Origin of the sequence: Duganella sp. Leaf126 (assembly GCF_001423125.1) — a bacterium.
Classification (GTDB): domain Bacteria; phylum Pseudomonadota; class Gammaproteobacteria; order Burkholderiales; family Burkholderiaceae_D; genus Rugamonas.
Genome location: NZ_LMNW01000003.1, coordinates 81,033 through 95,194 on the forward strand (window position 1 = coordinate 81,033; position 14,162 = coordinate 95,194).

General features: G+C 64.9%; 9 protein-coding genes. 5 read left to right on the plus strand and 4 right to left on the minus strand.

The features are described 5' to 3' along the window. Positions 1-116: 116 nt before the first annotated feature. Positions 117-1,238, minus strand: a complete 1,122-nt coding sequence (locus ASF61_RS04655; RefSeq protein ID WP_056151718.1) for a GNAT family N-acetyltransferase — start codon at positions 1,236-1,238, stop codon at positions 117-119. Between the two features lie 117 nt (positions 1,239-1,355). Between ASF61_RS04655 and ASF61_RS04660 the strand changes: the two genes are divergently transcribed. The 4 genes from ASF61_RS04660 (at position 1,356) to ASF61_RS04675 (ending at position 9,087) form a co-directional block, all read left to right on the plus strand. Continuing rightward, a complete protein-coding gene (locus ASF61_RS04660) occupies positions 1,356-3,413 on the plus strand; it encodes an NAD(+) synthase (RefSeq protein ID WP_056151721.1) in 2,058 nt (685 codons plus the stop codon). Positions 3,414-3,527: 114 nt separating this feature from the next. Next, entirely contained in the window at positions 3,528-3,866 is a 339-nt protein-coding gene (locus ASF61_RS04665) for a P-II family nitrogen regulator (RefSeq protein WP_019922031.1), read from the plus strand. Between the two features lie 417 nt (positions 3,867-4,283). After that, positions 4,284-5,849, plus strand: a complete 1,566-nt coding sequence (locus tag ASF61_RS04670) for a tryptophan halogenase family protein (protein WP_056151724.1) — start codon at positions 4,284-4,286, stop codon at positions 5,847-5,849. Positions 5,850-6,024: 175 nt separating this feature from the next. Then, on the plus strand, positions 6,025-9,087 hold the full coding sequence (locus ASF61_RS04675; RefSeq protein WP_056151727.1) for a TonB-dependent receptor: 3,063 nt from the start codon (positions 6,025-6,027) through the stop codon (positions 9,085-9,087). Positions 9,088-9,093: 6 nt separating this feature from the next. On the opposite strand, the gene ASF61_RS04680 is transcribed toward ASF61_RS04675, so the two are convergent. The 3 genes from ASF61_RS04680 to trxB form a co-directional block, all read right to left on the minus strand. Next, on the minus strand, positions 9,094-9,726 hold the full coding sequence (locus ASF61_RS04680) for a trimeric intracellular cation channel family protein (RefSeq protein ID WP_056152208.1): 633 nt from the start codon (positions 9,724-9,726) through the stop codon (positions 9,094-9,096). Between the two features lie 177 nt (positions 9,727-9,903). Further along, entirely contained in the window at positions 9,904-10,566 is a 663-nt protein-coding gene (locus tag ASF61_RS04685) for a Smr/MutS family protein (protein WP_056151728.1), read from the minus strand. A gap of 7 nt (positions 10,567-10,573) precedes the next feature. Then, the gene (gene trxB / locus ASF61_RS04690; protein WP_056151731.1) at positions 10,574-11,527 is read right to left on the minus strand and encodes a thioredoxin-disulfide reductase; all 954 of its coding nucleotides are present in this window, start codon (positions 11,525-11,527) and stop codon (positions 10,574-10,576) included. 218 nt (positions 11,528-11,745) lie between these two features. Here trxB and ASF61_RS04695 point away from each other — a divergent pair, with 218 nt between their 5' ends. Then, entirely contained in the window at positions 11,746-14,160 is a 2,415-nt protein-coding gene (locus ASF61_RS04695; protein ID WP_056151735.1) for a DNA translocase FtsK, read from the plus strand. Positions 14,161-14,162: the final 2 nt, after the last annotated feature.

Here is a 14,162-nt window from a genome sequence, read left to right on the forward strand (position 1 = left end):
ATAGGCGCGATTGAAAATGCTGTGAAGCAAACTGGTTTCATCCATGTTCGATAGTTGCTACCCCCTGTATTCTACCCGCTTAACGAAATTCTCACACAATTACGTAAGGGTAGCCCTTATTTATACGCGGCGTGCTCGGCCAGTTCGTCGATATATTCTTCGATGGCGGCCGTTTCCTGGGCCAGGAAGTCGCCGATGGCGGCGGCAAAGCGCGGGTCCGCCACCCAGTGCGCCGACCAGGTCGGGGTGGGCGACAGGCCGCGCGACATCTTGTGCACGCCCTGGGCGCCGCCTTCGAAGCGCGCGATGCCATGCGCGATGCAGTACTCGATCGCCTGCACGTAGCAGGTTTCGAAATGCAGACCCGAGACGAATTCGGTGGTGCCCCAGTAGCGTCCGTACATCACGCCGCCGCCGGTCAGGTTCAGCGCCACGGCCACCGGCTGCGCGCCGCGCTGCGCCAGCACGATCATCATGTTGTCGGCCATGTGCGCCCGCAGCTGCTCGAAAAACGCCAGGCTCAGGTAGGGCTTGTTGCCGTGCGCGCGGTAGGTGGACACATAGCACTGGTAAAAGAAGGCCATGACGTCCGGTGTGATGTCTGCTCCGGCCAGATGCCGGAATGTGATGCCGGCCTCCTGCACGCGGCGCCGGTCCTGGCGGATCTTCTTGCGCTTGTCCATCTTGAAGCTGGCGAGAAAGGCGTCGAAATCGGCGTAGCCGGGATTTTCCCAGTGAAATTGCACGCCCTCGCGCAGCATGAAGCCGGCTGTCTGCAGCGCCTGCCGGTCCTGCTCGTCGGGGAACAGGATGTGCAGCGACGACGTGTCCAGTTGCTGCGCCACCTGCAGCGCGGCGCGCGCCAGCAGGGCGCGGTCCTCGGGCGTGCGCGCCAGCAGGCGGCTGCCCGTGACCGGCGAGAACGGCACCGCCGACAGCAGTTTCGGATAATAATCGATGCCGTTGCGGTGGAAGGCGTCGGCCCAGGCATGGTCGAACACGTATTCGCCACGGCTGTGGTGCTTGAGGTAGAGCGGCATGGCGCCGTGCAGCACGCCGTCGCGGTGCAGCACCAGGTAGCGCGGGGTCCAGCCCGTTTGCGGGCTGGCGCAGCCGGTGGTGTGCAGCGCATGGAGGAAGCGCCAGGCCAGAGTGGGATTGTCGCCGGCCAGCGCTTGCCATTGCTGCTCGTCCACGTCGGCCAGCGACGCGATGATCGAAAACTCTGCTTCTGACACACTTCCTCCTGCCGCATGATGGTAGGGCCAGTCTAGCGTATCCCCAGCCTTTGCGTTGGCGTTGTGCATGCGATAATTGCTGTCCCAAGCTGCGCACCATCGTCGGAAAGATTCCCTATGAGCTCGAATTTCCTCAATCTCTACACCCATGACTTCGCCCGCGTGGCCATTGCCGCGCCGGTATGCCGCATCGCCGACCCGGCCTACAACGCGGCACAGACCATCATGCTGGCCGGGCAGGCGGCAGAGCAGGGCGCGGCGCTGGTGGCGTTCCCCGAGCTGGGCCTGGCGGCCTACACCTGCGACGACCTGTTCCACCAGCGCGCGCTGCTCGATGCCTGCCTCGACGCGCTGGCCGAGATCGTCCACGCTTCGCTGCAATGGAAGATGGCGGTGGTGGTCGGCGTGCCGCTGCGCGTCGAGCACCAGCTGTACAACTGCGCGGTGGTGGTGGCCAACGGCCAGATCCAGGGCGTGGTGCCGAAGACCTATCTGCCCAACTACGGCGAGTTCTACGAAGCGCGCCAGTTCAGCAGCGGCGACTACGCGGTGGCGGTGGAGATGGACCTGCTCGGCGAGCGCGTGCAGTTCGGCACCGGCCTGCTGTTCGAGGTGGCCGATGTGCCGCTGCTCAAATTCCACGTCGAGATCTGCGAAGACGTGTGGGTGCCGGTGCCGCCGTCGTCGTTTGCGGCGCTGGCCGGCGCCACCGTGCTGGTCAACCTGTCGGCCTCGAACGCGGTGATCGGCAAGGCCGGCTACCGCAACCAGCTGGTGGGCAACCAGTCGGCGCGCTGCATCGCGGCCTACCTGTACACCTCGGCCGGCGGCGGCGAATCGACCACCGACATGGCCTGGGATGGCCAGGGCGTGATCTTCGAAAACGGCGAGCTGCTGGCCGAATCGCAGCGCTTTACCGATGCGCCCGTGCTGACCTTTGCCGACATCGACCTCGAACGGCTGTCGCGCGAACGGATGCGCATGAATACGTTTGCGCAGGCGGTGCAGCGCCACGCGGCCGAGGTGGGCAAGTTCCGCACCGTGTTCTTCGAACTGGAGCTGTCGCGCGCGGAACCGCTGGCGCTGCGGCGCTGCATCGAGCGTTTCCCGTACGTGCCGGCCGATGCGCGCCGCCGCGACGAACGCTGCAACGAGGTCTACCAGATCCAGGTGCAGGCGCTGGCGCAGCGCCTGAGCTCGAGCGGCATCAGGAAGGTGGTGATCGGCGTGTCCGGCGGCCTCGATTCCACCCACGCGCTGCTGGTGTGCGCGCGCGTGATGGACAAGCTGGGCCTGCCGCGCACGAATATCCTGGCCTATACCATGCCCGGCTTTGCCACCAGCGAACGCACGCTCAGGCAGGCGCACGCGCTGATGCAGCTGGTCGGCTGCTCGGCCCAGGAAATCGATATCCGCCCCAGCTGCCTCCAGATGCTGCAGGACCTGGGCCACCCGTACGCGGAAGGCCAGGCGCAATACGACATCACGTTTGAGAACGTGCAGGCCGGCGAGCGCACCAATCACCTGTTCCGCCTGGCCAATCATCATGGCGGCATCGTGGTCGGTACCGGCGACCTCAGCGAACTGGCGCTGGGCTGGTGCACTTATGGGGTGGGCGACCACATGTCGCACTACAACGTCAACGCCAGCGTGCCGAAAACGCTGATTTCGCACCTGGTGCGCTGGGTCGCCGAGTCGGGCGTGATCGGCCGTAACGACGCGCAGGTACTGCTCGACATCCTCGGCACCGACATCAGCCCCGAACTGGTGCCCGGCACCGCCGGCGGCCAGCCCGAGCAGCGTACCGAACGCACCATCGGTCCCTACGAACTGCAGGATTTTAATCTGTACTACGTGCTGCGGTTCGGCTTTGCGCCGTCCAAGGTGGCTTACCTGGCCCTCAATGCCTGGCGCGACAAGACCCTGGGCCGCTGGCCCGATGGCGACCACGTGGCGCGCAACGAGTACGACCTGGCCGCGATCAAGCACAACCTGGGCATCTTCCTCGACCGCTTCTTCCGCACCAGCCAGTTCAAGCGCAGCTGCGTCCCCAACGGTCCCAAGGTGGGCAGCGGCGGCTCGCTGTCGCCGCGCGGCGACTGGCGCGCGCCGAGCGACGGCCGCAGCGTGGTCTGGATGGCGGAACTGGACGCCATCCCGGTGCCCGAACGCTAGCACGCCGCGCCGCGCAGGCGGGGCCGGAAAGCGGCGGCTTGTCGATTACAATGCTGACAATGCTGGACATCGGCGACAGATTTTCGATTCAAATATTATTTACCAGGAGAAGTCATGAAACAGATTACTGCAGTGATCAAGCCGTTCAAGCTGGACGAAGTGCGCGAAGCGCTGGCCGAAGTGAACGTCACCGGCCTGACGGTGACCGAGGTCAAGGGCTTCGGCCGCCAGAAAGGCCATACCGAGCTGTATCGCGGCGCCGAATACGTGGTCGACTTCCTGCCGAAAGTCAAAGTCGAGGTGGTCGTCGACGACGGCGTGGCCGAACAGGTGGTGGACGCCATCATCAAGGCGGCCCGTACCGGCAAGATCGGCGACGGCAAAATCTTCGTCCAGAACGTCGAGCAGGTGATCCGTATCCGCACCGGCGAGACCGGCCCGGACGCGGTCTGAGTCGTTTTTCAGACACACTCGACGCACGAGAGATGCCGGCGCTGCCGGCATTTTTTAATTTAACTTTCTGCATGAAAGTAGCATGCCATTCTGCAAAAACTGGCGTCGGACCGAAAAAACGCGAGGTGCATCTGTCTTTTCGGACACTTTTATTCTGTTAGCGACTGGCCATGACGTCGCCCTGACCCCGCGCATGAAACTAGAATCATTTGTTCGCCGCGCACATTAATGTTAGCTTGCTATTGTCACACCACAGTTGGATATAAGAAAAGCACCGGAGACAGCATTGATCACGACCCCGAACACGGCTGGGAAGCCGATCCACATCGCCACCGATCAGCAGGCCGCAGCCCCCGCACGTCTTTTTTCGCCTCGGTATGAAAACGTTGTCATAACTGCCCGTTGCTGAGGAAGCGCATGAGCAGTCCTGACAAGCAAGCGCCAGCGGGCGCCGGTCCGGTGCGCCGTATCGTCATCGTCGGCGGCGGCACGGCGGGCTGGATGACCGCCGCGCCGCTGGCCCAGCGCCTGGCGCGCCACCCCGACCAGCCATGCGAAGTGATCCTGGTGGAGTCCGCCGAGATCGGCACCATCGGCGTCGGCGAAGCGACCCTGCCGACCATCCGCGTCTACAACGCGTCGCTGGGACTCGATGCCAACGATTTCATCGCCAAGACCAGCGCCAGTTACAAGCTCGGCATCGAGTTCAAGGACTGGGGCCACCTCGGTAACCGCTTTTTCCACGGTTTCGGCGACTACGGTCCGGCGCTGGCCGGCGTCGGCGCCCACCATCACTGGCTGCGGCTGGCGCAGGCGTTCGAGCAGATGCCGGACATCGCGCACTGGTCGGTCCCGTCGGTGATGGCGCGCGAAGGCAAGTTCGTGCCGCCCGACGAGGAAACGCCGGGCGTGGCCGACGCCTATTCGTACGGCTTCCATTTCGACGCCAGCCTGTACGCCGCCTATCTGCGCGACTATGCCGTAGCGCGCGGCGCCCAGCGCGTCGAAGGCATGATCGTCGGCGTCGAGCAGCATCCGCACAACGGTTTCGTCACCGCCGTCAGGCTGGCCGACGGCCGCCGCGTCGAAGGCGACCTGTTCATCGATTGCTCGGGCTTCCGCGGCCTGCTGATCGAAGGCGCGCTGCAGGCCGGCTACGAGGACTGGAGCAACTACCTGCCGTGCAACAGCGCGCAGGCCGTGCCCTGCGCCTCGGCGCCGCACCTGACGCCGTTCACCCGCTCGACCGCCACCGGGGCGGGCTGGCTGTGGCGCATTCCGCTCCAGCACCGCACCGGCAACGGCCACGTGTACAGCAGCGACTTCATCACCGACGAGCAGGCCGGCCGCGTGCTGCTCGACGGTCTCGATGGCGCCGCGCTGGACGCGCCGCGCCAGATCCGTTTCGTCACCGGCCGCCGCCGCAAGAGCTGGGTCAACAACGTGGTGGCGATCGGCCTGTCGGCCGGTTTCGTCGAGCCGCTCGAATCGACCAGCATCAACCTGATCGAAACGGCGGTGGGCAAGCTGCTGGAACTGTTCCCGGACCGCGACTGCAGCCCGGCGCTGGCCGACGAATTCAACCGCGTGATGGGCAGCCGTTACGAAGCGGTGCGTGACTTCATCGTGCTGCACTACAAGCTGACCGCGCGCGACGACACGCCGTTCTGGCGCCACTGCGCGCAAATGGCCATTCCCGATACGCTGGCGCACCAGATCGCGCTGTTCCGCGAAACCGGGCGCGTGGCCATCCTCGACCGCGACGGTTTCGCCGAGCCGTCGTTCGTGGCGATGATGGTGGGCCTCGGTGTCATGCCCAAGCGCCACGATCCGCTGGCCGACCGCGTGGACCTGCGCGTGGTCCACGGCCACTTTGCCCAACTGCGCGACATGATCGCCCAGGCCGTGGCGCGCATGCCGTCACACGGCGCCTATGTCACCCAACAGGCCGCGGCCGGCGGGCTCGCCCGCGCGGCCGCCTGACCAATCACCAAACCGATGGAGGCCTGAACTTTTTACCTGGTACCAGCAACTGCAGCATCATGATTTACGGGGACTGGAAAAACCTGTTGCGCGACGCAAGACGATATCGCGCCGCTCGCTACGGTTGGTCGAGATCCCCTAACGAGAACAAAACATTTATTAGTAGGAGAGAGACGTGAATAAGTTACAGAAAACCGCGATCGCCGCTGCCGTGGCGCAAATTGCAGCCCTGCACGCGGCGCCCGTATGGGCCCAGACCACCGATACCGCAGCCCCGGCTGCGGCCGCCCCGGCCGCGGGCGCGGTGGTGGTGGTGAGCGGCCAGCGCGCAGCGCTGCAATCGGCCCAGAAACTCAAGCAGGATTCGGACGAGGTGGTCGATTCGATCGTGGCCGAAGACATCGGCAAACTGCCGGACCGCTCGGTGACCGAGGTGCTGCAGCGTATCGCCGGCGTCACCATCGACCGCAACATGGCAGGCGACCCGAACCGCCAGTCGGTCGAAGGCTCGGGCGTGTCGGTGCGCGGCCTGACCTATGTCCGTTCCGAGATCAACGGCCGTGACGCCTTCTCGGCCGGCGGCGGCCGCTCGCTCGGCTTTGCCGACGTGGCGCCCGAGCTGATGGCCGGCGTGGACGTGTACAAGAACCCGTCGGCCGAACAGGTCGAAGGCGCCGTTGCCGGCCTGGTCAACCTGCGCACCGCAATGCCGTTCGACTACAAGGGCTTCAAGGGCGTGATCGGTGCATCGGAATCGTATTCCACGCTGCGCGAAGGCAAACCGTCGCCGACCGCCACCGTGCTGCTGTCGAACCGCTGGAAGACCGACTTCGGCGAATTCGGCGCCCTGATCGACATCGCCCACGCCAAGAGCCCGAGCCGTTCGGACGGCGTCGGCGTCGATCCGTACTTCCCGCACGTGAACTCGACCGACCCGACCCAGTACGATCCGTCCAAGACCCAGTGGATCCCGATGGGCGTCGGCTACCGTTCGCAGGACTTCGACCGCACCCGCCGCGGCGACTACGCGGCCTTCCAGTGGCGGCCGAACAAGGACCTGACCGCCGGCCTGACCTTCTTCAAGACCCGCTACAAGGAAGACCTCGACGAGCACGTCGTGACCTCGTCCGAAGACAAGTGGTACCAGCAGGTGGCCAGCGCCGACTCGGTGTTCAACAGCAATGGCGTGTTCCAGAGCGGCACCATCTCGAACCCGACCTACGGCGGCTCGCCGTTCAACAGCTCGCAGCGCATCAATACGCGTGAATCGGGCACCCGCGACATTTCGCTCAACGTGCAATGGCGCGTGACGCCGTCGGTCACCTGGACCAACGACTTCCAGCACGTGCGCTCGACCACCGAAGGCTTCGACGCCGACGTCTCGACCGGCTTCATCCTGCCGAACCAGACCATGGACATGACCGGCAAGGTGCCGCAGATCGGCCTCGGTTCGGATGCCTACATGGCCGACCCGAAGAACTACTACTGGGCCTACACCCAGGAAGCGCTGGACCGCGCCAAGGCCACCCAGAAGGCGTGGAAATCCGACGTCAAGTATGCGTTCGACGATCCGGTGCTGCGCGACATCCGCTTCGGCGTGCGCATGGCCGACCGCGAAGGCGAGAACCACAAGGCGCAGAAGTTCTACAACTGGCAGGCGATCACCTTCCCGTGGATGACGCCATGGCAGATCAAGGACGTGGCGCGCCTGAGCGATCCGCGCTTTGCCGGCGGCGCTTCGCTGCAGAAGATCGACAACTTCTTCGACGGCAAGTACAACCTGCCACCGATGCTGTTCGCCGATTCGTCCACCGTGCGCGGCTTCCCCAACGAGTGGGCCAAGATCCACGCCTACCACGACGTGCTGTGCGCGGAAACCGGCGCCACCTGCGATCCGTGGAAGCCGTCCTCGTTCGACGATCCGGCCGCCAACAACACGCAAACCGAGAAGACCCGCGCCGCCTACACGCAGCTGCGCTTCGGCTGGGATGACCTCAAGTACCCGGTGGACGGCAACATCGGCGTGCGCTACGTGCGCACGCGCGGCACCGGTTCCGGTTACGTCTCGTTCGTGCCGCCGACTGCCCCGACGGTCGGTGCCGGTGTCGTGGCGACCGGCCTCAACAACCTGATCAACATCGCCCAGTTTGCCGAACAGCAGTCGTACAGCAACTCCTACAACAACTGGCTGCCGAGCCTGAACCTGCGCCTGAAGGCCAGCGACCAGCTGCAGTTCCGCTTTGCCGTGGCCAAGGCCATGGCGCGTCCGGACTTCAACCAGCTGCAGGTGCAAACCACGCTGGACGCACAGAACCTGCAGACCACGACCCGCGACGCGGCAGGCAACACCACGGCCGTGCGCTTCGACGGCACCAGCCTGACCGGCAAGAGCGACGGCAATCCGCTGCTCAAGCCGACCACGTCGACCAACGTCGACCTGACCGCAGAATGGTACTTCGCCAAGGCCGGCTCGCTGACCATGTCGCTGTTCAACAAGGACCTGAAGAACATCATCGTCACCCAGGACTACGGTTACACCGCCAACGATGTCAACGGCACGCCGCGCACCTTCGTGGTGAGCGGTCCGGTCAACGGCGCCAAGGGTTATGCGCGCGGCTTCGAAATCGCCCACCAGCAGTACTACGACTTCGTGCCGGACTGGCTGCGCGGTATCGGTACGCAGGCCAGCTGGACCTTCGTGAAGAGCGAGCGCACGCTCAACAAGCCGATCTATCAGGCTTACTGCTCGGGCAACGACGCGTCGTCCAACTACAACCTGAACATCAACGGTTGCGATACCGACGCGCGCGCGTTCGGCAAGACGCCGCTGCAGGGCCTGTCGCGCCATACGATCAACCTGGCGTTGATGTACGAGCAGAACGGCCTGTCGATGCGTCTGGCGTACAACTGGCGTTCGCGCTACCTGCTCGGCGTGAACCAGTGGGGCAGCCGCGGCAACAACGGTCTGAACACCAATCCGGCTGCCGGTGCAAGCTTCCTGGTGCCGACCGCCAACAACGACCAGGCCTACGGCCTGCCGCTGTACCAGTCGGCCTACGGCCAGCTCGACGGTTCGATCTTCTATGACTTCACGGACAAGTTCCGCGTCGGCCTGGAAGCGACCAACCTGACCAACTCGTACACGCGCCAGATCATGGAACAGCACGTGGGCAACTTCACGCGTCAGGTATTCATGAGCGGTCCGCGTTACACACTGCTGGCGCAGTACTCGTTCTAACGGCAGTTACTGGTGGCCGCGGAGGTGCAGGTCGAACTTCCAGGTCACCAGCCGCATCACCGTGATCGACGCGGCGCTCACCCACAGGGCGACGTCGTCGGTCACGTCCGTATATTGCAGGCCGATGTAGAGCCAGGCGCCGATGAAGGCGCAGATGGCGTAGGGTTTGCCATCACGGAAAACCATCGGCACTTCGTTGCACACGATATCGCGCAGCACGCCCCCGAAAATCCCGGTAATCACGCCCATCATCGAGGCGATGAACAGCGGCATGCCGGCCGCCTGCGCCTGCGACACGCCCGCCACTGCAAACAGCCCGAGCCCGATGGCGTCGGCAATGACGATCAGGCGTTCGGACAGGATTTGCTTGAGGGTGCGCATCAGCGGCGCCGCGATCAGCGCCAGCACGAAGATCAGGATCGCGTATTCCTGGTGCATGACCCAGAACAGCGGACGGCGGTCGAGCAGGATGTCGCGCAGCGTGCCGCCGCCGAAAGCCGTGATGAAGGCGACCGTAAACACGCCCACCACGTCCATGCGCTTGCTGCGCGCCTCCACGAAGCCGGAAAACGCCCCCACCAGGATCGCCACGATCTCGATGACCGTGACCAGGGAGACGTGAACCGGAACGTGAGGCATGTAGGGCATCGGGGCACTGGAAATGTGAAGGTGCCCTAGGTTAACATGGCGGCCCCGTGGCGTGTAACTTAGTTGCTTTGCCGACACGCGGCGCAGGAACGCGCCGGGGGCCGGGCGTCATGCCGCCGGCAGCGGCACCGGGCGCGCGAGGCGCCGGCATCGCGCATCAGCGCATTGCTAGCGCACCGGGCGCAGCGCTGCGCGCAGCAGCACCATCAGCGCGCCTTCGCCGCCTTCGGCCGCGCGCGCCTGGCAGAACGCCACCACTTCCTCTTTCTGCACCAGCCAGCTGTGCACCATCGACTTGAGCACCGGTTCCTGGCCGCGCGAGCCGAAGCCGCGGCCGTGGATCACGCACACGCAGCGATGGTTGCGCATGGCCGAGCGGCGCAAAAAATCGCCGATGGCGTCGCGGGCCTGGTCGCGCCGCATGCCGTGCAGGTCGAGCTCGTCCTGCACGGGCCAGTGGCCCTTGCGCAGTTTTTTCACCACGTCGGGACCGACCCCGGGCGCGGCGTAATTGAGCGCCGGGTCTTCTTCGAGGTAATGATCGACTTCAAACAGGTCCGACAGCGATTCGCGCAGCACGGCCGCGTCGTCCTCGGCTTGCGTGCGCTGGGGCCTGACCGGGGCGGCGGCGCCGGCGGTTTTCGGCAGCTGCGGCACGTAGCGGTCGGATTCGGGCAGGCGCTTGACGCCGCCGACGGCCGACTGGAAGATGTTGGCCTCCGCCGCCTGCGTCTTATCCCGCTTGACGCGCGCCGCCTCGGCGGCAGCGCGCGCCTCGGTCTGCTCCCTGAGCTGCTCGCCCAGCGATTTCAGTTCCGAGAAGTCTTTCATGTGCTGCTTACTCCTGCGCTTCGAGGTAGCGCTGGGCGTCCAGGGCCGCCATGCAGCCGGTACCGGCGCTGGTGATCGCCTGGCGGTAGATATGGTCCTGCACGTCGCCGGCCGCAAACACCCCGGGCGCACTGGTGGCCGTGGCCATGCCTTCGGTGCCCGAGCGGGTTTTGATGTAGCCGTTGTGCATGTCCAGCTGGCCTTCGAAGATGCCGGTGTTGGGCTTGTGGCCGATCGCCACGAACAGGCCGTGCACGGTGATCTCGGAGATGGCGCCGTCTTCCGTGGACTGCAGCTTGAGCCCCGTCACGCCGCCGTCATTGCCCAGCACTTCGTGCAGCGTGTGGTTGTACCTGATCTCGATCTTGCCTTCGGCTACCTTGGCGTTGAGGCGGTCGATCAGGATCGCTTCGGCGCGGAACTTGTCGCGGCGGTGGATCAGCGTGACCTTGTTGGCGATGTTGGATAGGTACAGCGCTTCCTCGACCGCGGTGTTGCCGCCGCCGATCACGGCCACTTCCTGGTTACGGTAGAAGAAGCCGTCGCAGGTGGCGCAGGCGGACACGCCGCGGCCCATGAATTCCTGCTCGGTCGGCAGGCCCAGGTACTGGGCCGAGGCGCCGGTGGCGATGATCAGGGTGTCGCAGGTGTACTCGTGGCTGTCGCCGAGCAGGCGGATCGGTTTTTCCGACAGGAAGGTGGTGTGGATGTGGTCGAACACGATCTCGGTCTTGAAGCGCTCCGCGTGCTGGAGCAGGCGCTGCATCAGTTCCGGGCCTTGCACGCCCATCGGGTCGCCGGGCCAGTTTTCGACATCGGTGGTGGTCATCAGCTGACCGCCTTGTTCCACACCGGTGACCAGCATCGGGTTCAGGTTGGCGCGGGCGGCGTAGACGGCAGCGCTGTAGCCGGCAGGGCCGGAGCCGAGGATCAGAACGCGGGCGTGTTTGGCAGTTGTCATGGCGGGCTTCTTTGCAGGTGTTGAATGGTGGACCATTCCGAGTTGGGGGCATCTGCGGAGGAGGCAAGGGCGGCGCCGCTTGCGTTCACGCAGGCAATACAAGATTATAGTGCAAGCAGCAGATCAGGATGAATCGTGGGGCGGTTGTCAGCCGTATGCCTTAAAATAGCGATCTCTGAATCTTTTCTGTGCATTAACGTTGCAACCCCTTAATACCTATGAGCAGTAAAAAAGTTCAGGAACGTTCGTCCAGGGCCGGCGCAGGCGCTGGCGCCAGCGCGTCCGCCGCGAGCGCCAACGGTTACAAGCGCACCCCCACCGAACGCCAGCCGCTGCCCAACCGCCTGGTGCGCCTGCTTTCGGAGGCGCGCTGGCTGGCGCTGGCCGTGCTCGGCCTCTACTTTGTGCTGATCCTGGCCAGTTACAACAAGCTCGATCCCGGCTGGTCGCACGAGACGCTGGTGCCCAAGGTGACCAACCTTGGCGGCCGCGCCGGCGCCTGGCTGTCCGACCTGCTGCTGTACATCTTCGGCATCTCGGCCTGGTGGTGGGCGTTCTGCATGCTGCGCTACGTGTGGAAGGGCTACCGCAGCCTGACCCAAAAATTCGTGATGACCAGCCCTGCCGAACCGGAACACGCGCAGGAGCCGCTGATCCGCGGCATCGGTTTCGTGCTGCTGTTTGCCGGCAGCGTCGGCCTCGAATACCTGCGCCTCGGCTCGCTCACGCGCCACGCGGAACTGCCGCGCGTGTCCGGCGGCGTGCTGGGCGAACTGATCGGCCACTCCGCCTATGTCGCGTTCGGCTTCACCGGCGCTACCTTGCTGCTGTTGCTGCTGTTCGGCCTCGGTTTTTCGCTGTTCTTCCAGGTCTCGTGGCTGGCGCTGGCCGAACGCATCGGCTATGCCATCGAAGCGGGCGTGAACTGGTTCATCCAGCGCTACCAGTACCGCGAAGACCGCCGCCAGGGCGAAGTCGCTGCCGTCAAGCGCGAGGAAACGGTGGTCATCGAGCGCGCCAAGCATGTCGAAAAACACCCGGTGTCGGCGCCCATCGTCAAGATCGAGCCGCAGGTGCCGGTCGTGGTCAAGTCCGAACGGGTGGAAAAGGAACGGCAGGCCAGCCTGTTCCAGGATCTCAACGGCAATCTGCAACTGCCGGCGCTGACGCTGCTCGACGATGCACCCGAGGTGCAGGAAACGGTGGCGGTCGAGACGCTGGAATTTACCAGCCGCCTGATCGAGAAAAAGCTGTCGGACTTCGGCGTCGAAGCCAAGGTCGTGGCGGCTTACCCGGGGCCGGTCGTCACGCGCTACGAAATCGAGCCGGCCACCGGCGTCAAGGGCAGCCAGATCGTCGGCCTGGCGCGCGACCTGGCGCGCTCGCTGTCGCTGACCTCGATCCGCGTGGTGGAAACCATCCCCGGCAAGAACTACATGGCGCTGGAACTGCCCAACGCCAAGCGCCAGATCGTGCGCCTGTCCGAGATCGTCGGCTCCAAGGTGTACAACGACAATGCCTCGCCGCTGACGGTGGCGCTGGGCAAGGACATCGCCGGCAAGGCCGTGGTGGCCGACCTGGCCAAGATGCCGCACCTGCTGGTGGCCGGCACCACCGGTTCCGGTAAATCGGTCGGCATCAACGCCACCATCCTGTCGCTGCTGTACAAGGCCGACCCGGCCGACGTGCGCATGATCCTGATCGATCCGAAGATGCTGGAAATGTCGGTGTACGAAGGCATCCCGCACCTGCTGGCGCCGGTCGTCACCGACATGCGCCAGGCTGGCCACGCGCTGAACTGGGCGGTCAACGAGATGGAGCGCCGCTACAAGCTCATGTCCAAGCTCGGCGTGCGCAACCTGGCCGGCTACAACGCCAAGATCGCCGAGGCGACCAAGCGCGAGGAACTGATACCGAACCCGTTCAGCCTGACGCCGGACTCGCCGGAGCCGCTGGAAAAACTGCCGACCATCGTCATCATCATCGACGAGCTGGCCGATCTGATGATGGTGGTGGGCAAGAAGGTGGAAGAACTGATCGCCCGCATCGCGCAAAAGGCGCGGGCGGCCGGCCTGCACTTGATACTGGCGACCCAGCGCCCATCTGTGGACGTGATCACGGGCCTGATCAAGGCCAACATCCCGACCCGGATCGCGTTCCAAGTCTCGTCCAAGATCGACTCGCGCACCATTCTCGACCAGATGGGTGCGGAAACGCTGCTGGGCATGGGCGACATGCTGTACATGCCGCCCGGCACCGGCCTGCCGGTGCGCGTGCACGGCGCCTTCGTCTCCGACGACGAGGTGCACCGCGTGGTCGCGCACCTGAAGACCACGGGCGAGCCGAACTACATCGACGGCATCCTCGAAGGCGGCACGCTGGAAGGCGAGGGCGGCGCCGAGGGCGGCGTGGCAGGCGAGGCCGGCGGCGAAGCCGATCCGATGTACGATCAGGCCGTGCAGGTGGTGCTGAAAAACCGCCGCGCCTCGATTTCGCTGGTGCAGCGCCACCTGCGCATCGGTTACAACCGCGCAGCGCGCCTGCTCGAGCAAATGGAAAACAGTGGCGTGGTATCGGCCATGCAATCGAACGGTAACCGCGACATCCTGGTGCCAGCCGCCAGCGCAGAATAAGG